The following is a 22,853-nucleotide window of genomic DNA, read 5'->3' as shown; positions in this document are numbered from 1 at the left end:
TACTGACACGGTTGCGACACCATGAACATCGAAAAAAATGATATACAACTGAGTTACGTCTTTTCGAGTGATACTCTCCCCAGCACATCTTTGCGAGGTACGAAGCAACCTCTTTGCTATACAGAGCCGTTAGCTCTCCGTTAGGAATGGCAGTTCTAAATTGCAAAGCCTGTGGATGTACTTTTCTTTTTTGTCGCAAAAAAGATAAAGTACCAAAAGAAAAAACACGCGGCTGTACCGCGTCGCTGTTGAAGGGTGTGCTAAGGCAATGCCTGTGCTATCCGCAACGCGCTAAGGCCGCATTAAGGACGGTGGCGTTAGGTTTGTCAGGCTCAATTGTCTTGGACCGGGATTAAGGGGATTTATTCGATTTCCACAATTTTTAAAATTCTTTAATCTCGTTAATCCTAAATATCAAGGTTCAAGACAATATATATACCTTTTGTTATAACACAACGGCATGCGTGCGCCAGCGAGGGGATATAACTAATCAAAGAGCAACCTGCATATTAACAAGTAAGGTGGATAAATAAATATAATGTTGAAACTTTCCCTAAATTAAAATCGCAAAAAACATTAAATTAGAATGTGATAAAATCACCAGATAAGCAACAAGTTATCCAGGATAACTTTTCTGCAAAACCGTCTAAAGATGGTCAATCAAAAAAAGGAAATTACTCACGTGTCTATTTGCCAAAAAAAGAGCGAATTGAATTACCAATCGGATTTCCTTTTAAAAACAGTGAATGGTTATAAATCTTTCAACGAAAATTGCTAAAGCAAAATGTCCCAATAGTTTTCTATTGGGACTTCACCTCTAACCCTTAGACCTTATATAGCGAACAGCGGGCTACCGCAAATGAATACCACTGCACTTGCTTTTAATATAATTACCACCAGTCAGTCTGAGCTTGTCGAAGACCTCTGCGCGTGCTAATGGTTCGACGGGCTCAGCATGACAATTCGCATATCGCTCATATAACACACCCCTTGCCTCTCTTAAGAGGGGAACCAAAACCTAACCACTCTACGATGGAAAGCGGCTTAAAAAAAAGTCTCCCCTATTGGGGGAGATTTAGAGGGGGCTTTACTATATTTAGGCAATTAAACTGACCCACTTTGAAAAGAAAAGACTTCCTTTACCTTACCGGCATGGGCATTAGTGCATCTATGCTTAGCCAGTTCACGGCACTGGGTTCGCCCGTTGTGCCCGGCACGCGCATGCGCGATGTTGATGTGGCCATAAAAAAACGCATGAGCGATGTGGCCCTTAACGCTGCCCGCGCTAAAGGCGCCACCTATACCGATGTGCGCCTTGGCCGCTACCTTAACGAGTATGTGGTTACCCGCGACAAAAACATTGAGAACATTGTTGATACCGAAAGCTACGGCATGGGTATCCGCGTTATTGCCAATGGCTGCTGGGGCTTCGCCGCTACCGATAAATTAGATAACGACAGCATTGCCCGCGCCGCGCAAACGGCTGTGGCCATTGCCAAAGAAAACTCGCGACTGCAAAGCGAGCCGGTACAGCTGGCCCCGCAAAAAGGCTATGGCGAGGTTACCTGGAAAACACCTATAGAGCGTAATGCCTTTGAGGTGCCCATGAAAGAGAAAACCGACCTTTTGCTTTCTGTTAACGATGCTGCCTTTAAAAATGGCGCCAACTACGTTAACTCGATACTATTTATGGTGAACGAGCAGAAATACTTTGCTTCTACAGATGGCTCGTATATCGACCAGGATATCCACCGCATCTGGCCGGTATTTGGGGTTACCAAAATTGATGAGAAGAGCGGCAAGTTTGAAACCCGCAGTTCACTTAGCGCGCCGCGCGGCATGGGTTACGAGTACCTGATGCCGAAGGAGAGCGAAAAGATAAAAAGCCAAACCACCCTATACCGCGACCGTTACGACATGCTGGAAGATGCCGGCGCAGCAGCCTTACAGGCAGCCGAAAAGCTAAAGGCAAAAACTGTGGAGCCGGGCAAATACGACCTGGTGCTTGATCCAAGTCACCTGTGGTTAACCATACACGAGTCGGTAGGCCACCCTTCGGAGCTTGACCGTGTGCTGGGTTACGAAGCAAATTTTGCCGGTACCAGTTTCTTAACGCTTGATAAGTGGAAAAGCGGCAAGTTCAATTTCGGCAGTAAAAATGTAAACATTGTGGCCGATAAGCTGCAGCCGGGTTCGCTTGGCGCCGTTGGGTACGATGACGAAGGCGTGGGCACCAAACAATGGGATATTATTAAGGATGGTGTGCTGGTTAATTACCAGGCCATCCGCGACCAGGCGCACATCATCGGTTTAAAAGAATCGCAGGGCTGCTGCTACGCCCAAAGCTGGAAAGATGTACAGTTCCAGCGTATGCCAAACATATCATTGCAACCGGGCAAAGAAAAAATGTCGCCGGCAGATATGATCAAAAATGTGGAGAAAGGTATTTATATTATTGGCGATAGCTCGTTCTCTATAGATCAGCAGCGCTACAACTTCCAGTTTAGCGGGCAGCTTTATTACGAGATAAAAAACGGTAAAATAGTTGGCATGCTTAACGATGTTGCCTACCAGGCCAACACGCAGGAGTTTTGGAATGCCTGCACGGCCGTTTGCGATAAAGACGATTACCGCCTGGGCGGATCTTTCTTTGACGGTAAGGGCCAGCCAATGCAGGCCAGCGCGGTATCTCATGGTTCATCAACAGCCCGCTTTAACGGGGTTAACGTAATTAACACAGCAAGAAAAATATAGTAACATGGCAATATTAACTGAAAACGAATGCCGCACCCTGTTAAAAAAGGTGCTTAGCTATTCAAAAGCTGATGAATGCCAGGTTAGCATTTACAGTTCAGATTCGGCAAACGTACGCTTTGCCCGCAATAATGTATCTACCAGCGGCTTTATAAGCAGCAGCAGCATGGCCATATCATCGGCATTTGGCAAAAAACTGGGCGTTATTACGCTTAATGATTATAGCGACGAATCTATCCAAAAGGCCGTAAAACGCTCGGAAGAACTGGCGCAGTTCGCGCCCGAAAACCCGGAGTATATGCCTATGCTTGGCCCGCAAACCTACCCTGCACACGGCCAAACCTTTGTTGAGGCAACAGCCGCCATTACCCCTGCTCAGCGCAGCAAATGGGTAGAGGACAGCCTTAACATAGCCAAGCAAAACAAACTTACCGCCGCAGGCTTTTTGCAGGATAGCCAGGCAAGCAGCGCCATGATGAATTCTAAGGGCCTGTTTGTATACAACAAAGGCACCAATGTAAACTTCTCGGCCACTATGCGCACCGCAGATGGGCAAGGCTCGGGTTATGTTACTAAAGATTATAACGATGTAGGCAAAATGGATGTGGCCGCCTTCTCAGCAATAGCCGCTAAAAAAGCCGCCGGTTCCATAGGCGCTAAAGCCATTGAACCGGGTAAGTACACCGTGATATTAGAACCTGCAGCAGGTATTGTTTTGTTGGAGCAATTATACGGCAGCCTTGATGCCCGCAGTGCCGACGAAGGCCGCAGCTTTTTGAGCAAACCGGGTGGCAAAACCCGCCTGGGCGAAAAAATGGTAGATGAACGCGTAAACATCTACGCCGACCCTACCAACCCCGAGCTGCCTGCTACCACCTACGATGGCGAAGGCATGCCATTGGATAAAATGAGCCTGATAGAAAAAGGTGTTGTAAAGAATTTAAGCTACTCGCGCTACTGGGCGCAAAAGAAAGGTGTTAAACCTGTGCCCGGCGCTGCCAACATTATTATGGAAGGCGGCACCCAAAGCCTGGAGGACCTGATAAAAGGTACCGAAAAAGGGATTTTGGTTACCCGCCTGTGGTACATTCGCCCGGTAGATCCACAAACTTTGCTTTACACGGGCCTTACCCGCGATGGTACGTTTTATATCGAGAACGGTAAAATTAAGTTTCCGATCAAGAACATGCGCTTTAACGAGAGCCCTGTTATTATGCTGAACAACTTGGATGCCCTTGGCAAAACCGAGCGCACCGTAAGCGGCGAAAGCAGCCAAAGCGCCCTTATCCCGCCAATGCGTATTCGCGACTTTACGTTTACTTCACTGTCTGACGCGGTGTAATATAGTTGGCAGTTATTGGTGTGCAGTTTGCATACTTAAATAGCGATGGGTATAAAACCCATCGCTATTTTTTTGTTCCCCTCTTGAGAGGGGTTAGGGGTGTGTTATGCACGTGATCTGCAACCTGCTGGCCCGCCGAACCATTAGCCGCTCACACAGGTCTTCAACAAGACTGACATATTATCAAATTAATACCTATCTTTCCATAAAAATCTAAACCATGGCCTTTGCGTACGGTACTTCTATCACAACACCAAACGGTTCAACCGCAATAGAAAAGCTAAACATTAATGATACAGCTTCAGCCTGGACACCCGATGAGGTTGTACCTACAGTAATTGTATTTAGTAGCGGTAGCCCCGGCGGTTATCCGGCAGGTGGGATCGCTTTTCTTGAGATTGGTGACAACGATTTGATCGTTACCCAGGATCAACCTATTGTATTAGCCGGCGGTAAAATAAAAATGGCAGGCCAGTTGATACCACAACGCGACCATTTACTGCAGGCAGACGGACAGCCGGTGATGTTAAACATGTTATCGCTAGGCCAATGGAGCGGCGGCTTACACAGTGTAGTTGTTGACCAGTTAACGGATGCAGGAAATCATTATATTATTGCAAATGGTATTGTTTGCGGCGACTTTCTGATAGAACGAATGCCATCGCCATATGATGAGGACGATACCCCTTTCCTTGGCGAAGAAGAACACAAGTAAACTCAATATTCATTTAATTTAACGCCCTTCTCTGCACTTAACAGGTTATACAAGCTACAAATTAAACATCACCTTAGCCAGTAAAAACCTGCCGGGAATGGTATACGAGCTATTGGTAAACGTATTTGCCGATAGGAACAACGCGCTGTAGGTTTTGGTGTTGAACAGGTTTTGCGCGCTTAGCTCTACATCCAATTTTAACTTGTTGAATTTGTAGCGCATGGATGCATCGGCAAAAATATATTTCAGATCGTTGGCCTGCTGCTGATGGGTATAATAATGATCCGCTGAGGCGCTAAAGAACAGGTTACTTAGCGGGGCGTAGTTTACCGAACCCTGCTGTATCAGCCGCTCAAATTTACTTTTGGTTGCCACCGCGGATGAGTTGCTGGTTATTTGGTCGTAATTTGCTTCATAGCTGAAGTTTACTTTGTCGCTCACTTTGGTATCGGCGCCAATACTGTAGGTGGTTGATACGGTGTTGTAAGGCAAAATGATGTTATTCTGGATTTGGTTCAGCTTAGTAGTTTGTACCGATACCCCCGCGCTGAACGTTGTGCGCAGCCCAAACGAATATTTACTGATATAAGCGTTCCCCGTCCACGAATCGATATTATTATCGAACGGTAATACAATGCGCTGCTGGATATTGTTGGTAAGGATGCTCGACGCGATGTTGTTGGCATTCATATGTGTGTAGCCCGCGTTAACGCTAAAGAAGAACAGCGTTATAGCTTTGCGGTAATTAAAGCCCAGCATAGCGTTCTGTGTTTTGCGCTCCGCTAGATCGGCGTTGTTGGCGTAAAGCGAGCGGTAGTTTTTAAGGATATAACCGTTGTACACATCCTGAATATTACCAATGTCATTCCTGAAGTTATAAGCCAGCGAAATGTAATTCTCTACCGATGTTTGATATTTAACAGATACTCTTGGGTTAAAATAAAGGCGGGTTAAGCTTTTGTCTAAACTGTAATAACTATCTTTATAGCTTATTTGCTGCAGGTTTAAGGGCAGGGTAGCGTTAAGCTTTAATTTATCTCCCGGGATGTCAAAACCAGCCTCGGCATAAGCCTTGCGGCGCTGCCAGTTAAGGTTGTTAACCGAACTATCGGAAACGGCATTTATCGAATTGTTGGATTGTGTAAGGCTCAGCTCCGACTTTAACTTTTGCGATTGCAGGCTAAACCCTGCTTTATAACTCTGTGTAAAATAGTTGCCCGGAATTTTAAACCCAACATAATTATTTGTGAACCATGTTGGGATATCAACCGTTTGGGTTAGCTGTTTATAAGCTACCCCATTATTAAATATCTCGGGGTTTAAGTTAGGTTCTATCACCCTGTTCTCGGGCTCGGTGCTGCGGTTAAGGTAGCTATAAAATTCGAAGATCTTATTGCTTTTGCTGGTCTTCATAAGGCTAAACTCATTAGATAGGTCCATTAAATTATCCTTGAAAACCTGGTTAACGGGCGTCCCGTTTGTATTTAGCGCCGAGTAGCCGGTATTACGGCTATAGTCGGCAATAAAACTATTGTTAAGATAATATTTGTCCCTGTTCACATTTACAGTTAGCTGGCTGTGCAAAATATCGGGCCTGCGGCGGTTGTTCTGTACCTCCGCGTAGCGGATGGTATCTGTGGGTAAATAATATTCGCTAAAACGGCTGTAGTTTTGTTTCTGGTTATCGTACAGGTATGAGAGGTTGGCTTTTAACTGCACATCCTTTTTAAGTTTTACCAGGTTATTCAAATTAAGTAAAGCCGATTGGTTAAACAAATACCTGTTCCGGGGCAGGTCGGGGTCGCCGGCGGTACCCAAGGATAGTACGGTACCCGGCTTATCGTTATCTAACCGCGAGAGGTAGCCCGAAAGGTTGTGCGACACCAGGTCGCCTGCTACATCATTACTGGTGTTGTTGGCTTTAATATAGTTGATGGCTTTGTATTTATCCTTAAACATCATGGCGTTAAGGTCGGCGTAGTACTTGTCGGGTAAGCCAGCCCCTACCGTTTCCTGGCCAACCAGTTGCAGTTTCGCGTCCTTTTTAATGGTTAGGTTAAGGGCAACATCCTCGCTCACTACCTTATCGCGCAGCATTTTTACAGGTTGATGGTTTTCCATTACCTGTACCTTATCAACCACGCCCTGGGGAATGGTATTGGTGGCGATGTTATATTTATCGTCAAGCAAGTTATCGCCGCCAATGTACACCCCTGAGATGGCCTTGCCGTTGTAGCTTATCTTGCCGTCTTTAGCCACATCAATCCCCGGCAGCTTTTTAATAACGTCGCCTATAACCCTGTCTTGGGGGCTGCTAAACTCCGATACTTTGTAATCGGTAGTGTCGCCATGCACGCGCAGGCGCGGGTTTTTATCTTTAATGGTAACCGTTTGCAGTTGATTGATAGCTTGACTAAGCTTAAAGTTATAAACGGCATTTGCACCGCTAACAGCTTTTGCCTGCCGGGCAAACCCTACGCAGTTCACCTCCAGCTTAAGTCCGTTCTTGTCGGCACCCGCAGGTATTTGAAGGGTGAAATTCCCTTTATCATCAGTACTGGTGTACGCGATAATTAAATTGTCGCCACTTTTCAGGTTAACGCTGGCATAAGAGATCACCTTGCCCAAACTATCGGTAACCGTGCCTTTAACTACCTGCGAAAAGGCAATAGCAGAGCACAGCATGCAAAAAATGCACACCGCGCCAAACTTATATACCTGCCTCATTTTTTCTCGGGTAATTCTAATGGGTTGTTTATAACCGGGCCCTGGGCAATTTGAATTTTATCTTTAGGACCACCGGGAGCCATTTTAAACGTCGCGCCGGATGCAGCCATAGCCGATTGCATAAATGCCTGTGGGTCCTTTTTCATGGCGTCTTTCAGGTTGGTAAATTCCTTTTCGCTGGCTTTAATGCCGGTTGCCGGTAATGCTATTACTGCAGGGTCATCGGTATCATCGCCCATGCCAACCAGTCTTACAACTGTACCGCCGGTTTGTATGGTACCCGGCTCGCTGCCCTGCGCCGGTTTTTCCAGCTTGTCTGCGTTATCCAGTCCGTCAAACTTAAATATTACCTCTTTTTTAGTATCATAAGCTTCTACAATTAATCCCGGTAAACCCATTAATTTCCACGGCCCGCTCCAGAAGGGTACATCCGGGCAAAACCAGGCAGTATAATCGCGACCCGCGAAATGGCCTGTTGCCTTTTGGCATTTTAAGCCCGAAAAGCTTGCCGTGTCATTGGTGGTATTCCACTTAATTACTGGCATTGGCTCCTCAATCAGGTAATTGTTTACCAGCTTTTCTTTCCTGATGAATTTCTTTTGGTCAGCAAATGTAAAATACTCGGTATTGGAGGCCCGGCCGCCTTTAATGTTTATATTGATACGGCCCCCGTTACTTGCCGCTACCTGCTCGGCTACCTGCTTACGCATCATGGCGTCCTGCGTTTTACGGTCGAAGCTTTTGTAGACGCTTGCTCTTTTCCCCAGGAACAAGATCATGTTCTCGGTATAGGGCTCGTTGGGTTTGGTGGTATCCCTCAGGTGCGAAAATTTGTAATGCACTACAGCTTTGGTACTATCCGGTTTTTGTGCTTTAGCTAATATTGCGACTGCACACATCGAAAAAAATAGGGTGAAAAACTTTTTCATAAACTGTGATATATGTTAAAAACTAAGGTTGTTTAGTAATACATCACAAACATAACTAATTAATTAGTCAAACTACGAATAATTCGTAGCGATTAACATTTTTTAACAATGTAGGTTAGATTAGCCATCCAGCCTGTCTTTAATCACCACAGTATCAGCCAGCATATCGTGCAGGCACTGCTGTTTGGCGGTAAAAAAGCACATAATATAGCCTACAAAAAAAATAGCAGTAGACAGATATTTACCCAGGTTACGGCTTACAGCCCGGTTAGTGGTTATTTGTTCGCCGTACAGATCACACACCCGTATCTTCATGAGTTGCTTGCCTAAAGTACCGCGCTTGGGGCCGGCTTCTAATTTTACGTTGTAAATGACTTTGGCGATAGGTGTTAACGCGACAATACCAATAGTGATTCCTATCCTTAGTATCTTATTATCATCGCCCGGGAGGGCTATTAATAACACAAGCATCACCACAAAAGCGGTTAGTACAAATACTGCCAGCACGATGAGCCAGTCTATAACCATAGCTATAGCCCGCTGGTCGAAACTACCGAAGTACTGCATGGGCAGCGGTTGCCGTGTAAAGCCAAAAAGCTGCCTTAGTGCAGCTATTTCGTGGGCTTCTTTGTAATCGTCCATTTCGTGGGTCTTTACAAAATCGCCGGGCTTTATTTTGCGCTCTTTTAATTGTGCAATGGTAAAAGGCCCATCGGGTTTGCCGTTGATGACAAGGATATATTCCTCGTTGAAGGCGGGCCTTAAATTAGTATTGCCGGATGCTTGCATAGTGTTCAAATTTAAACATTAGGTGCAAACCATCCGGCAATAAAAACTATTAATAACGAGTTACCTTGAATTTAGACAGGCCACCTTTCATGTGAATAATTATTTTTTTCGCGGCGGCATCAAAACCCTGGGTTTCGTAAACGTTATTGCCTTTACTGATGAAGCCTACAAAATCTGTTGAAGATAAACCCGAGTCTGAAGTAATACGGCATGCAGCGTTCTCCGGCACGCTTATCACTACTTTAGAAACTCCGGTTTCCACATCAACATTGGTGGTAGCAAGCGGTTGACCAAGTTTGATGTTAAAAGAACCGGCGCCGCCATCTATATTAACACTTTTTATCTTAAACTTCGACAGGTCAAATTCAAGCGCGGTAGCGCCTGCATTAATGTTGATATCCCATTCCGGCTTAACATTTAGTTTGATAGTAGCTTTATTGTTATTGTCAGAATCCCATTCAATGTGGCCCTTTTTATCTTTCATGCTAAGGTTAAGCACCGCAGTATTACCTTCCATAGTATGAGTATAGATATACCTGTTGAAGCGCTCTTTAGTGGTGGCGGTAAAAAGCTGGTCGGTTGTATCTTTTAAGCTGTAAGCTGTGCCGCCACCACTTAAATTAAGTTTTGCCGATGTGGCTGTAGCTATATATGGCTCGGTGTATGTGCTGCTGCCTTCAACCTTTACAATGCCGGTGCTATCGCTGCCATTATCATCATCATCGTCGTCATCATTATCCTTGTACCATCCTTTGTCGTTAAAGTTCCAGTGGCTGTTACGCTGCCACCAGCGGTTCTCAAAATGGCCAAATATTAACAAGGCGAAACCTAATATAACTACACCTATTTTAAGGGCTGTAGCCCAGGGCGCTTTATTATTGGCAAACACCAGGTTTACGCCGCCCATGATGAGGAATACCGGCCATAAGTGCAATATGTTGCCCCAGCGGAAATCTATTACATGGAAATTATCTAACAGGAACACGGTTCCTAAAAGGACCAGGATAAGGCCCGGTATTAATTTTTCGCTTTTCATGACTATACAGTTGGAGTGTTATCGGTTTGGTTATCTTCTGTTGTTTCGGTTTTGGGTTGCTCAGTAAAATCGGCCTCCCTTTTATCGGCAGCCCAGCCTTCTTTTTCCCATGGTTGTTTTTTTCCGCCAAATATGATGGCTGCACCCGCTACTACCAGTATGGCAGGCCAAAGTTTTTCAAAGTCCCAATCGGGTATAATATTTAACTCATCTACCAAAAATATGGTACCAAGGGCTATCAGTATCACCCCAAACATAACCCCTACGTTTGAGGCCTTCTTTACCGGTTGGTATGTCGGGAACGGCTGGCCGGGAAACGGTGGCTTAGGCACGGTATAATCTACCTTTACATCACCGTAAGTTTGTTGATAGCTTGGGTTGTAGCCCGGTGTTACGCCAGGTTTAAAAGGTTCGTAAAACCCAAACGGGCGTTTTGGTAATACTATCCATAAAACTATATAAGGCAGCAGGCCTACGCCCTTTAGGCACATTGATACTACAAATATTACACGTACAATTGATACGTCAACGCCAAAGTAGTCGGCTAAGCCTGCGCAAACACCACCAATCATTTTGTGGCGTTCGTCTCTGTAAAGTTTCTTTTCCATTATCTTTTAGTTTAAATGTGAGCCCCCTCTAAATCTCCCCCAATAGGGGAGACTTTTATTTTTAAGCCCTCTCCCAGAGTGGGGTTTAAGGAGAGGCTTATATCTGGCCCGGTGCAGGTTTAATAACCACTTCGTCAACATTTGCCCCGGCGCTCATATTTAATATATTCACTATTGCCGATGCTACATCTTCGGGGAGTACCATGGTGTTCTTATCAACCTCAATACCGTTCCACGAATCTGTTAATGTCGACCCCGGGATCACTGCTGTTACTTTAACACCATGCCCCTGCATTTCGAGCCTCATTACCTTATTAAGACCTAAAAGTGCATATTTAGTTACACTATATACACCTGCCTCTACTACAGGGTTTATAGCTGCTACAGAGCATATATTGAAGATATGCCCTTTACCGACAGAAACCATGCTTTTACCGAAGAAACGGTACAGTTCATAGGCCGGAAGCAGGTTGGTATCTATCTGTTTTTGGAAAGAATCTTCGCTATCGTTAAGTATAGTAACATGCTTGTACATACCCACATTATTCACAATAATGTCGACGAAACCCAGCTTTTTCTCGGTGAATGCGGCAAAGTATTTTAGTTCGTCGCGCTTGCTGCAATCCGTAACGCTGGTTATAACCGTAATTTGAGGGTTAATATCCTGTAACTCCTTTTTAAAATTTGATAAATCTTCGGCGTTACGAGAACAAATTGAGAGGTTTATTCCTTGTTTAGCAAAAGCGATTGAAACAGCGCGGCCAATGCCTTTAGTTGCTGCAGTGATAAGGGCGTTTTTCATAGTTAAATATCAATTTAAATTAACTGAATTTGAGGCGGCAATATAGCTTAATATTAAAAAATGTATTTTTAACCGAATTATCTACGATTAACAAATGTTTCAAAGCTTAGGAAAATATATACTGTTACTGGGTTTGAGTTTTAAAAAGCCCGAAAAATTTAAGGTTTACTGGGCCGAGGTTATGCGCGAAATGGTATCGGTAGGTATCGGCTCGTTGGGCATCATAAGCATCATATCCGTATTTATTGGCGCGGCTACAACCATACAGGTAGCTTTCCAGCTATCAAGCCCGTTGGTACCCCGCAGTATTGCAGGCAGCATCTCTCGCGACTCTAACATCCTGGAGTTTAGCCCAACCATATCATCACTGGTACTGGCCGGGCGTGTAGGCTCAAACTTTGCATCTAACATTGGCACCATGCGTGTTACCGAACAAATTGACGCGCTGGAGATAATGGGTGTAAATGCACCCGGCTATTTAATTGCACCGAAAATTTTAGCTTCTATAACCATGGTTCCGCTGTTGGTTATCATTTCTATAGCTTTAGGTATCACAGGCGGTTATATTGCCTGTATAGTTACCGGCAGCATTACCCCGGCAGATTACCTGATGGGTGTTAACGATGGTTTTGATGGGCTTACCGTAAGGGTAGCTTTAGTTAAAGCTTTTGTATTTGGTTTTATTATTGCTTCTATATGCTCTTACCAGGGGTTTTATACCAAAGGCGGCGCGCTTGAAGTTGGACAATCGGCAACGGCAGGTGTAGTTTACAGTTGTGTGTGGATCTTATTTGCCGACCTTATGATCACCAGTTTAATGTTATGATCGAGATCAAAGATATTTATAAAACCTTTGGGGAGAACGAGGTGCTTAAAGGCATCAGCGCTACTTTCCAAACCGGCAAAAACAACCTTATTATAGGCGGCTCCGGCTCGGGTAAAACTACTTTGCTTAAATGTATTGTGGGTTTACATGAACCAACCAAAGGCCAGGTTTTTTTTGAAGGTGACAATTTTACCGAGATGGATTTTACTCAACGTGTACCCATCCGTACGCAGATAGGCATGCTTTTCCAGAACTCGGCTTTGTTCGACAGCATGACGGTGGAGGAGAACATCATGTTCCCGCTTAACCTGTTCACCAATCAATCCATGGCCGAAAAACGCGACCGCGCTAACTTTTGCCTGGAGCGCGTTAATCTGAAGGATCGTAATAAGCTTTATCCTGCCGAATTATCCGGAGGTATGAAAAAACGTGTGGGTATTGCCCGCGCTATATCCATGCAGCCAAAGTTTTTATTTGTGGATGAGCCAAACTCCGGCCTCGACCCAAAAACATCTATCCTGATAGATGAACTGATAGCCGACCTTACCATAGAATATGATATGACAACCGTGGTGGTGACCCACGACATGAACTCGGTAATGGGTATCGGCGATCATATAATCTTTCTTCACCAGGGCCAAAAATGGTGGGAAGGTTCCAACAAAGAAATTGCCAAAACTGATAACAAAGAACTTAACGACTTTGTATTTGCCAGCAAATTTATGCAGGCCGCAAAGGAGAAACTGTAATTTTTTTATATTTTTAGGTACTTCACACCTACTATGAAAAAATTGCTATTTACACAGTTGCTGCTTTTTTGCAGCAGCTTCTTGTTTGCTCAGAACCAGCCGGTATTAAAGCCTTTCATAATACAGGGCCAGCTCAAAAACTTTAAAGAAAAGCAGCTTTATCTTACAATTATTAATTATGATGAAGGAGATATAATAGATACCATAAACATAAGTGATGATGGTAAATTTTATTTAAAAACTACAAAAGTAACCAAACCTCAACTCGCGCTACTCTCCAGAAATTCCGCCCAATACCATGCAGACATTTTTGTGGCTCCGGGGTATAACCTTTTCATCACTGCCAACTGTGAAACCAGAGCTAAAGCTGCCCAAAGTAATGCAGTAACCGGCTATGGCGCTTTACCAAATAAATATCTTTTTAAAAGAGATTCTATCTTATCTGTCAAAAACGATACGACAAACTTTTATAAACTTGGCGATGAACAGTTAATTGCATATGCCAATGGCGTAAAACACCTGTCGGACTCTATTGCCGGCAGCGTTTTTAAGTATGCAAGTAATAAAGAGGCCTATACCGCCTTATTTGAAAAACAGATCTACCAGGATGCGGCCATAAAACAGCTGGACATGCTGGTAAATCACGTTATCGATACCAAAACATTTACGTACCAGCAGTCTGTTAAGTACATTGCAAACCACGCGGATGCCGGTGTTTTAAAAAACATTTATAACCCCGAATATCTCGATCTACCCTCGTACCGGTGGCTGACCACTGTAGACTATTACATCTATATACAGACACTTGAAAACCGTAAAGAATTAAAAGGATATAGTAATAACCAAGCTCTGGTAAACATAGGTTTTATAAATATTATAGCAACCCGGTACCAGGGGATAGTTAAACAACGCGTATTGTACAGCAAATTGCGCGAACTTTTCAGGTATGCGCGTACCTTTGAAGAACTGGATAATTACCGGAAAGCCTTACCACCATACATCGCCCAGATTGAGGATTTAAAAAAGCAAGCGGTATTGAATGAGCTTATGGCAGCAAAGGCAGATGAGCTTTTTAAAAACAGGATAGGCCAGCCTGCCCCCGCTTTTACCGCTGTTGACAGTACTGGCAAACAATTTAGTAACACCGATTTTAAAAATAAAGTTATAGTGATTGACCTTTGGGGGAGCTGGTGCGCACCATGCCGGGTATTAACCCCTTACTTTAAAAAATTTGTGGAGAAGTATAAGGCTGACCAACGAGTTGCTTTTGTGAGCATCTCCGTTTTTGACGAAGATAAAAAATGGCGAAAAGCTATGCGCGAAGACAAACCAAACTGGCTGCAGCTATTAGATAACAATGGCTCTGTACATACTAATTATGTAGCTAATTCGGTACCTAAATTTGTGGTGATAAACAAACAGGGTAACATTACAACATTTGATGCGCCAATATCAAACTCATTCAGCGAATTAGAGAAGATAATCACAGCAGAAATGAATAAGAATTGATAAGAGTTAGAGGTTGCCGGTTTGCTTTGGCAGCCTTCTTAGTTTAATAACTATATTTGCAATTAATTTAATCGGCAGGTGGTGGTGCAAACTGCCCGCTAATAACTGCAACTGATAGAAAATGATCCAACTCCTTACCCCAACCCACTGGAAAGATTACGAGCTGATTGATTGCGGCGACTTTGAAAAACTGGAAAGGTTTGGCAATACCATACTGATACGCCCCGAGCCGCAGGCCGTTTGGAGCAAAGCCCTTAGCCCTGCCGAATGGCAGCGCCTGCACCATATTAAATTTAAAGGCCGCAGCGCAACGGCCGGCGACTGGGTGAAAAAAGACCCTAAAACCGCCGACCGCTGGCACATCGAATATAAAAATAACGATGTGGCCATTAAATTCCGCCTGGGTTTAACTTCATTTAAACACCTGGGCATTTTTCCGGAGCAGGCTGTTAACTGGGATTATATATCGGGCAATATCAAAAAATTTAAGACACCAACGCCGAAGGTGCTTAACCTGTTCGCTTATACCGGCGGCGCATCGTTAATTGCTAAAGCGGCAGGGGCAGATACCACGCACGTAGATTCCATAAAACAAGTGGTTACCTGGGCCAATGAGAACCAGGAGTTATCGGGCTTAAAGGACATCCGCTGGATGGTGGAGGACGCCCTTAAGTTTGTAAAGCGCGAAGTTAAACGCGGCAAAACCTATAACGGCATCATACTTGACCCGCCCGCATACGGCAACGGCCCTAACGGCGAAAAGTGGAAACTGGAAGATAATATCAACGAGATGATGAGCGACGTGATACAATTGCTCGACCCCGAGGAACACTTTCTTATCCTGAATACTTATTCGCTGGGTTTCTCATCGGTAATTATCGAGAACCTCATCAAAAATGCGTTCCCTAAAGTGGAGAATTTAGAGATTGGCGAGCTGTATCTACAGGCTACAGCAGGCCCTAAACTGCCCTTAGGCGTATTTGGTAAATTTCACAAAAATAAAAGCTAACAAGCCTGTAGGTTTTATCTTTACAAGCACTATATTTAACCGTGCCTAACGTTAGGCACACCATCAACTTACCCATATCTATGAAATTAAAAAGCGTATTTGTACCGGCATTAATAGCGGTATGTTCTTTTGCATTGTTTACCGGCTGCGGCCAAAACGGCGACGGCAAAACGGCCGGTAAAAAAGCCGATACCACAGCAAAAACTAAAGGCGAAAGCGAAGAAGCCGATACTTTAGGTATTGTAAAATCAACCTACCCGCCAATTGATAAAGCCAAATACGACTCTTTATTAAAGTTTAACGCCCACAACGATACCAGCGGCCGCTGGCCTGTAAAAAACCAGCCTTATCCATTGGGTGGCGCTATTTTGCCGTTTAAACGCGTGGTATCGTTTTACGGTAATTTGTATTCTAAAAAAATGGGCATCCTGGGCGAACTGCCGCCTAACGAAATGCTTGCCAAGTTAAAAGGCGAAGTAAAAGCGTGGGAAAAGGCCGACCCTAAAACACCCGTACAGCCTGCTTTACACTACATTGCCGTTGTAGCACAGGGCGATGGTGGTAAAGATGGTAAATACCGCTACCGCATGCCGTTTAAACAAATTGACAGTGTACTGGTGCTTGCCAAAAAAGCACATGCCATTGTCTTTTTAGATGTACAGGTAGCATTGAGCAACATACAGGCCGAGCTGCCTTTATTTGAAAAATACTTAAAAATGCCACAGGTGCATTTTGGTATGGATCCTGAGTTTTCTATGAAAGATGGAACTAAGCCGGGTAAAAAAATTGGCACCTATGATGCTGCCGATATCAACTACGTATCGGGCTACTTAGCTAACATTGTTAAAAAGAATGGCCTGCCTCCAAAAATATTAATTGTTCACCGCTTTACTAAAAAGATGGTTACCAACTACAAAAACATCAAATTACGCCCCGAAGTGCAGGTGGTAATGGATATGGATGGCTGGGGCGAACCGGATCTTAAAACCGGGACTTACCGCTATTTCATCAACCAGGAGCCGGTACAATTTACAGGCTTTAAACTATTCTACAAAAACGATATTAAGAAAGCGCCTCACCACATGTTAACCCCACAAGAGGTGTTATCGAGATATAGCCCTTACCCTATTTACATACAGTATCAATAATAAGTCAAAATTCAAAAGTAAAAAGTCAAAAGCTCTGAGCATTATAGCTTGGGGCTTTTTTAATTTCGAATTTTTACTTTTGACTTATGACAAAATGGGGCATTATCGGTTGCGGGCGTATAGCGCACAGGTTTATGCAGGGGTTAAACGCCTTGTCGGGTAATATGCTTGCAGCCTCCTACTCGCGCAGGCCCGAAACAGTGGAGGCATTTGTAGCGCAATACGGTGGCGAAGCCTATAGCAGCGCTGATGAGCTTTTAGCGAGCGACATAGATGCGGTTTACATTGCTACCCTGCCTGATACCCATGCAGCTTATAGCATAAAAGCCATGCAGGCGGGTAAGCATGTTTTGTGCGAAAAGCCCGCTACCTTAAACCTGCCGCAATTGGAGGATGTGCTGGCGGTTGCAAAAACAACCGGCATGCTATTTATGGAGGGGATGAAACCGCCCTTTTATCCACTTTACCAAAAGCTAAAAGAATATTTAAAGCAAGATCCAATTGGCCCTGTGGGCTACGTGCGTGCGGGTTCATCCGTTGCGGATATTAGCCGCGACCATCCCAATTTTAGCCACAAGCTGGCAGGCGGGGCGCTGATGCAGATAGGGATCTATGAGGCCTTTTTAGCTATCGACTGGCTTGGCAAAACCGAAGAAATACAGGCTATGGGCCGCTTCAGCGGGATGGAAATAGATATGTTCAGCGTTTTCCAAACCCGGCACGAAGGCGGCTACGCGCAGCTTTACGGCGGGTTTGATCTGCATGGCAAAGGTGATGCGCTTATCTGCGGTACCACAGGTCATATCACCATCCATAAAAACTGGTGGAACCCGGCGAAAGCCACCATCAATTACCTGGATGGTCGTGTGGTTGTACTCGATGAACCATTCACCGCAGGCGGCCTTAACTACGAGATACAGCACTTTGTTGATCTGATAAAAGCGGGCAAAACCGAAAGCCCCATCATCACACATAAAACGTCTCGTGAGATGATTGCAATTATAGATGAAGCCAGGAAACAAATTGGGTTGAAGTATGAGGGGGAGTGAGCATTTAAAATTTGTTGTTATATTTTATATTGTATAACATCTCCCGTTTAAACTTTTTCAGTTCCCTCCTTGGGGAGGGGCGCGATGACTGTGCGTTGGCAGGGAGGGGTTGTTTGGCATGCCGATGAACCCCTCCCTACCCTCCCAGGGGAGGGAATTAGGATAAAATCAAAAAGCCCCGCTTTTTCAAGCGGGGCTTTTCAATATCATATCAGGCAATTAGTGGATACCCATAAACAACCTGCTCCAGCGGATCTTGCTGAAGAACGAGGCGTTATCGTCCCAACTCATCCACACAAACAGGGCTTTGCCTACAATGTGGTCTTCCGGTACAAAACCCCAGTAGCGAGAGTCTAACGAGTCGTGGCGGTTATCACCCATCATCCAGTAATAGTTCATTTTAAAGGTATAGGTGGTAGTTTCCACACCATTTATCGTTATTTTACCGTTACCATGCTCAACTTCTAATTTATTACCCTCATACACTTCAATGGCGCGGCCATATAATGGCAGAGTCAGGCTATCCAATTTTACGGTCCAGCCTTTTTTAGGTATAATGATAGGGCCAAAGTTATCTACGTTCCAGTCAGGATCTTTGCCAAGCGGGTTTAGCTTATATTTTGGATACTCGGGCAGGTAAGCCGGATAAACCGGGTTAAGCGGATCTGCCATGCCCGGCTGTTTGTAATTTGGCGTTATAGATTTTACGTTAGAGTAGGCTTTTAACTTTGCTGCCGCATCCTTTGTCATCGTAGGTGATGCAACGTTATCATAATTAGTTACGTTAAGATCTGCCAGTACCTGTGGGTTTACGTCCATACCGTTGGTAGTAATGGTGTAATCGGTTTGCGCGCCCGGAGGGTTTGGAGCGGGTTTACCATTTACATACACCTGCGCGTTTATAAGGCTTACGGTATCGCCCGGCGCGCCCTGGCAGCGTTTAATGTAATTTTCGCGCTTGTCAACCGGCCTGAAGTATGGCGAGTCGGCTTCCATGGGGTAGTTAAATACCACTACGTCGCCTTTTTTTATTTCGCTTAAGCCCGGCAAGCGGTAGTAAGGCAATTTAACGCCATCCCAGTAAGCTTTTGTACCCAATATTGGCATAGTATGGTGTGCAAACGGGAAAGCAATGGGCGTCATAGGTGTGCGGGCGCCATAGTTAACCTTGCTTACAAACAAAAAGTCGCCTACTAACAGCGAGCGCTCCATTGATGGCGTAGGTATGGTATAGGCCTCTATAAAAAGCGTACGGATAAGCGTAGCGGCAATAACCGCGAAAATTATAGCGTCGGTCCATTCACGTGCGGCGCTCTTTTTCTTCTTCTTTTCTGTCGATTTATTTTTATTCCAGAATTTCCAGTTCATTATTTAAATATTGGGCGGCAAATTAGTTATTAAAATCAAACATATCCTCAACCGAATAAAAACCCTTTTTATCCTTTATCCACTCAGCGGCCAGCACCGCGCCTAAGGCAAAGCCATTGCGGTTGTGGGCGGTATGCTTAAACTCAATGGTATCTATCTCAGAATCGTAAATAACGGTGTGTGTACCCGGTACATTCTCTATTCGTAACGACTCTATGAGCAATTCGTTACCGGCAACCGTTTCGTCATCGGGCTTATCATCACTTATTAAAACGTTCTTCCACTCTTTTTTACTGTCGAGGTTGTTAATAATACCTTCGGCTATAGTAATGGCCGTTCCGCTTGGCGAATCGAGCTTTTGGGTATGATGGATCTCTTCTACCTGCACATCGTAATACGGGTAGTTATTCATCAGCTTGGCTAAAATTTTATTTACGTGAAAGAACACATTTACGCCAACGCTAAAGTTGGTAGCATATACAAAGGATGACTTATGGTATTCGCACTGTTCCTTTATCTGGGTTATTTCGTGGTGCCAGCCGGTGGTACCCACAACTATAGGTACGCCTGCCTTAAAGCAGCTCTCGATATTACCCAACACGGTAGCAGGGGTGCTAAACTCAATGGCTACATCGGCCTGTTGCAGATTTTCGATAGTCAGCTCATCCAGGTTGTCCTGGTCTATCTTTAAAACAATTTCGTGCTTGCGGTCATGGGCAATCTTTTCAATTATCTTACCCATTTTACCGTAACCTAACAATGCGATCTTCATCCGTAAATTATTAAACTATAAGCTTTGTTCTTATTTAAAGCGTTAGGGTTAATCTTAATCCCGGCATAAATGTACTGTTAATATTCGAAGCTGCATAAACAGGCTGGCCCATTAAAGTTGGGGTTACTTTAAAAGAAAGGTTATTATCTACGGTGTAGGCATTAATAAATTTACCGGTAATGTAGGCCTCAACAGCCTGAATGCCCCAAACAGCAATAACACCCAATATACTTATCTGGAAATTACGCTGATAACCGTTGGCAGCGTTCTCAAGGTCGGTGCTTGACGCGCCGTAGTTAGTTACATAAAGGTCGTACTCGCGTTTATATTTAATGTACGAATCATATAGCCTGTCGCCGGGCGCAGGCACGCCCCCTGTACGGGTTATTTTTGCCAGCGCCACAAAAACCTTGTAGTTTTTTTGGTTTACAATAATTGCGTTACCCAATAAACCCAGGCCTGCATAAATAGCGGGCACTTTTAAATACCACAATTCTTTATTATAAAGCTGGCCCCAGCCCGGGATGATAAGCGAGCGTTTTACGGCCAGGCTTGGGCTATGCGTACTATCCGGATGATATTCCTTTTCCTTTTTTATTGGTGGTGCAAAAGAATTCCTTTTTACAGGCTCAGCTTTTTTAACAACTGTATCGGTTTTTGCTTTTACGGTTGTATCCGGGGTTTGGGCCATCGCAAAAAAGGCAAACCCTAAAAATAATACAGTAGTTAAAAGTTTTTTTAGCATGTGTTTACCAATCCAGCATTTCAAGTATACGGCCCAGATCGTCTTCGGATAAGAACGGAATTTCGATACTTCCATTGCCTTGGGCGTTAACTTTAAGTTTTACCCTGGTGCTAAACTTTGATGCGAGGTCGTCCTGTACTTTTTGCAGCTGGTATGTAAGCGGTTCGGGCTGCTTGCCTTCCTTTTTTTGAGGCGCTCTTTGTATCTCACGCACCATTTCCTCTACCTTACGTACCGACAGCTCATTTTTAATGATCTGCTGAAAAACATAAAGTTGCACCGTAGGGTCCTCTACAGCTAACAAAGCTTTGGCATGGCCCATGCTGATGCCACCATCGCGGATTGCTGCCTGGATGGTAGGCGGCAATTTTAAAAGCCTAAGGTAGTTGGTAACGGTAGACCGGTTTTTGCTTACACGGTCGCCAAGTTCTTCCTGTTTAAGGCTACACTCGTCAATCATGCGCTGAAAGCTCAGGGCCACCTCAATGGCATTCAGGTTTTCGCGCTGAATGTTCTCTATGAGGGCCATCTCCAGCATTTGCTGGTCGTTAGCGGTGCGCACATATGCGGGGATCTGGGTGAACCCGGCCATTTTTGAGGCGCGTAACCTGCGCTCGCCCGATATTAACTGGTATGAATGCGCGCTAACCTTACGTACGGTAATAGGCTGTATAAGCCCCTGTAATTTTATAGAGGCCGACAGGTCGGCAAGCGCCTGCTCTTCAAATTCGGTACGTGGCTGAAACGGGTTTACCTCTATTTCGCTTATCCTGATCTCGTTTACCGAACCCAGGCTATCTGTTTCTGATACCGGGTTAGCTGGTTTAGACGAATTGGAATAACTGTTCTTATTTTGATTTACGCTTGGAGAATCGTTTAACAGGGCGCTTAACCCTTTTCCCAAAGCGTTTCTTTTTTCTGTACTCATTGTTGTTATTAAGCTGTTACGGTAGTTGCCAGTTCCTCGTTACTAACCAGGCCATTCTTGCGGATGATCTCGCGGGCAAGGTTAAGGTAGTTAACGGCACCTTTACAGTTAGCGTCGTGCATAATTACCGATATACCAAAGCTTGGCGCTTCGCTTAAGCGGGTATTGCGTTGTATAATAGTATCAAACACCATATCTTCAAAGTGGGTGCGCACCTCATCAACCACCTGGTTTGAAAGGCGCAGGCGCACATCATACATGGTTAACAAAATACCCTCTATTTGCAGCGCGGTATTCAGGCGCGATTGCACAATTTTAATGGTGTTAAGCAATTTACCCAAACCCTCTAACGCGAAGTATTCGCACTGTACCGGTATAATTACCGAATCGGCAGCTGTAAGCGCGTTAATAGTTATTAAACCTAACGATGGCGAACAGTCAATAATGATGAAATCGTAATCGTCTTTAACCGCCTCTAAAACCGATTTCATTTTATACTCGCGGTTAGGCAGGTTGATCATCTCTATTTCGGCACCAACCAGGTCTATATGCGCGGGCAATAGGTCGAGGTTTGGTGTTTCTGTCTTTTGTATAGCTTCGCGGGGGTCTACATCGTTAATGATGCACTCGTAAATACTGTTCTTGATATTGCGCGGGTCGAAACCAATGCCCGATGTTGAGTTAGCCTGCGGGTCGGCATCTAACAATAAAGTACGGTATTCCAACACTGCTAAACTCGCGGCAAGGTTTATTGATGATGTAGTTTTACCAACGCCACCTTTCTGGTTAGCTAAAGCGATAATTTTACCCATTATGTTCTATAAAAAAAAAATTAAGTCTGCGGTTTATTACAAACGAAAAACAGGCACATAAATTTCTATGTTTGTACTGTTTTTATATCCGCCGCTAAAGATACGGATTTAAACAATTGAGAAATTAACAGTTTTGCCAACTTACAAACATTGTTGGGGCTAATTAGTGAGTTAGCGATTTAGTGAATTGGTGAATTTTTCTTGCTTAATGTCAAGCAATTAACCTTTGTCTACCA

21 protein-coding genes are annotated in these 22,853 nt (G+C 44.4%); 10 read left to right on the top strand and 11 right to left on the bottom strand.

Annotated elements, in window-relative coordinates:
* Positions 1-588: 588 nt before the first annotated feature.
* The 4 genes from ACFQZI_RS02110 to ACFQZI_RS02095 all read left to right on the top strand — a co-directional run bounded on the left by ACFQZI_RS02110 (position 589) and on the right by ACFQZI_RS02095 (position 4,811).
* Positions 589-756, top strand: a complete 168-nt coding sequence (locus ACFQZI_RS02110; RefSeq protein WP_377137895.1) for a hypothetical protein — start codon at positions 589-591, stop codon at positions 754-756.
* A gap of 363 nt (positions 757-1,119) precedes the next feature.
* Positions 1,120-2,754 (top strand): TldD/PmbA family protein, encoded by a 1,635-nt coding sequence (locus ACFQZI_RS02105; protein ID WP_377137894.1) that lies wholly within the window; start codon positions 1,120-1,122, stop codon positions 2,752-2,754.
* Positions 2,755-2,758: 4 nt separating this feature from the next.
* Positions 2,759-4,096, top strand: coding sequence for a TldD/PmbA family protein (locus ACFQZI_RS02100; protein ID WP_377137892.1), 1,338 nt, complete (start codon positions 2,759-2,761; stop codon positions 4,094-4,096).
* A gap of 220 nt (positions 4,097-4,316) precedes the next feature.
* Positions 4,317-4,811, top strand: a complete 495-nt coding sequence (locus tag ACFQZI_RS02095) for a hypothetical protein (protein WP_377137890.1) — start codon at positions 4,317-4,319, stop codon at positions 4,809-4,811.
* A 54-nt stretch (positions 4,812-4,865) separates the two neighbouring features.
* On the opposite strand, the gene ACFQZI_RS02090 is transcribed toward ACFQZI_RS02095, so the two are convergent.
* The 6 genes from ACFQZI_RS02090 to ACFQZI_RS02065 form a co-directional block, all read right to left on the bottom strand.
* On the bottom strand, positions 4,866-7,538 hold the full coding sequence (locus ACFQZI_RS02090; RefSeq protein WP_377137888.1) for a TonB-dependent receptor: 2,673 nt from the start codon (positions 7,536-7,538) through the stop codon (positions 4,866-4,868).
* Positions 7,535-8,467, bottom strand: coding sequence for a GLPGLI family protein (locus tag ACFQZI_RS02085; protein ID WP_377137886.1), 933 nt, complete (start codon positions 8,465-8,467; stop codon positions 7,535-7,537). Before ACFQZI_RS02085 ends, ACFQZI_RS02090 begins: the two co-directional genes overlap by 4 nt.
* Before the next feature lie 120 nt (positions 8,468-8,587).
* Positions 8,588-9,256 carry an RDD family protein gene (locus ACFQZI_RS02080; protein WP_377137884.1) on the bottom strand — a complete coding sequence of 223 codons (669 nt, stop codon included), beginning with the start codon at positions 9,254-9,256 and terminating at the stop codon, positions 8,588-8,590.
* A 49-nt stretch (positions 9,257-9,305) separates the two neighbouring features.
* Positions 9,306-10,292: a LiaI-LiaF-like domain-containing protein gene (locus ACFQZI_RS02075; RefSeq protein ID WP_377137882.1), complete on the bottom strand. Its 987-nt coding sequence runs from the start codon at positions 10,290-10,292 to the stop codon at positions 9,306-9,308.
* Between the two features lie 2 nt (positions 10,293-10,294).
* A complete protein-coding gene (locus ACFQZI_RS02070; RefSeq protein ID WP_377137880.1) occupies positions 10,295-10,900 on the bottom strand; it encodes a PspC domain-containing protein in 606 nt (201 codons plus the stop codon).
* A 97-nt stretch (positions 10,901-10,997) separates the two neighbouring features.
* Positions 10,998-11,702, bottom strand: a complete 705-nt coding sequence (locus ACFQZI_RS02065) for an SDR family oxidoreductase (protein ID WP_377137878.1) — start codon at positions 11,700-11,702, stop codon at positions 10,998-11,000.
* 94 nt (positions 11,703-11,796) lie between these two features.
* On the opposite strand from ACFQZI_RS02065, the gene ACFQZI_RS02060 reads away from it, so the two are divergent.
* From ACFQZI_RS02060 to ACFQZI_RS02035, 6 genes are all read left to right on the top strand, one after another.
* The gene (locus tag ACFQZI_RS02060) at positions 11,797-12,528 is read left to right on the top strand and encodes an MlaE family ABC transporter permease (RefSeq protein WP_377137876.1); all 732 of its coding nucleotides are present in this window, start codon (positions 11,797-11,799) and stop codon (positions 12,526-12,528) included.
* Positions 12,525-13,277, top strand: a complete 753-nt coding sequence (locus tag ACFQZI_RS02055; protein WP_377137874.1) for an ABC transporter ATP-binding protein — start codon at positions 12,525-12,527, stop codon at positions 13,275-13,277. The genes ACFQZI_RS02060 and ACFQZI_RS02055 overlap by 4 nt, the downstream gene beginning before the upstream one ends.
* A 33-nt stretch (positions 13,278-13,310) precedes the next feature.
* Positions 13,311-14,786, top strand: coding sequence for a redoxin family protein (locus ACFQZI_RS02050; RefSeq protein ID WP_377137872.1), 1,476 nt, complete (start codon positions 13,311-13,313; stop codon positions 14,784-14,786).
* A gap of 121 nt (positions 14,787-14,907) precedes the next feature.
* Entirely contained in the window at positions 14,908-15,795 is an 888-nt protein-coding gene (locus ACFQZI_RS02045) for a class I SAM-dependent methyltransferase (protein ID WP_377137870.1), read from the top strand.
* An 80-nt stretch (positions 15,796-15,875) separates the two neighbouring features.
* A complete protein-coding gene (locus ACFQZI_RS02040; RefSeq protein ID WP_377137868.1) occupies positions 15,876-16,943 on the top strand; it encodes a hypothetical protein in 1,068 nt (355 codons plus the stop codon).
* Between the two features lie 86 nt (positions 16,944-17,029).
* The gene (locus tag ACFQZI_RS02035) at positions 17,030-17,992 is read left to right on the top strand and encodes a Gfo/Idh/MocA family protein (protein WP_377137866.1); all 963 of its coding nucleotides are present in this window, start codon (positions 17,030-17,032) and stop codon (positions 17,990-17,992) included.
* A 219-nt stretch (positions 17,993-18,211) separates the two neighbouring features.
* On the opposite strand, the gene lepB is transcribed toward ACFQZI_RS02035, so the two are convergent.
* The 5 genes from lepB to ACFQZI_RS02010 are packed head-to-tail and all read right to left on the bottom strand — an operon-like array spanning position 18,212 to position 22,617.
* Positions 18,212-19,360 (bottom strand): signal peptidase I, encoded by a 1,149-nt coding sequence (lepB, locus tag ACFQZI_RS02030; protein ID WP_377137864.1) that lies wholly within the window; start codon positions 19,358-19,360, stop codon positions 18,212-18,214.
* A gap of 22 nt (positions 19,361-19,382) precedes the next feature.
* Complete coding sequence (gene dapB / locus ACFQZI_RS02025; protein WP_377137862.1) at positions 19,383-20,132, bottom strand: 4-hydroxy-tetrahydrodipicolinate reductase; 750 nt, start codon at positions 20,130-20,132, stop codon at positions 19,383-19,385.
* 34 nt (positions 20,133-20,166) lie between these two features.
* Complete coding sequence (locus ACFQZI_RS02020; RefSeq protein WP_377137860.1) at positions 20,167-20,877, bottom strand: DUF5683 domain-containing protein; 711 nt, start codon at positions 20,875-20,877, stop codon at positions 20,167-20,169.
* 4 nt (positions 20,878-20,881) lie between these two features.
* Positions 20,882-21,805 carry a ParB/RepB/Spo0J family partition protein gene (locus ACFQZI_RS02015; RefSeq protein WP_377137858.1) on the bottom strand — a complete coding sequence of 308 codons (924 nt, stop codon included), beginning with the start codon at positions 21,803-21,805 and terminating at the stop codon, positions 20,882-20,884.
* A gap of 8 nt (positions 21,806-21,813) precedes the next feature.
* Positions 21,814-22,617 carry a ParA family protein gene (locus ACFQZI_RS02010; protein WP_377137856.1) on the bottom strand — a complete coding sequence of 268 codons (804 nt, stop codon included), beginning with the start codon at positions 22,615-22,617 and terminating at the stop codon, positions 21,814-21,816.
* Between the last annotated feature and the right edge of the window lie 236 nt (positions 22,618-22,853).

Source organism: Mucilaginibacter lutimaris, assembly GCF_042676625.1.
In the GTDB taxonomy this organism is placed as follows: Bacteria; Bacteroidota; Bacteroidia; order Sphingobacteriales; family Sphingobacteriaceae; genus Mucilaginibacter; species Mucilaginibacter lutimaris.
The sequence above is the reverse complement of the archived record's forward strand: the minus strand, read 5'-3'. Positions and strand labels throughout refer to the sequence as shown.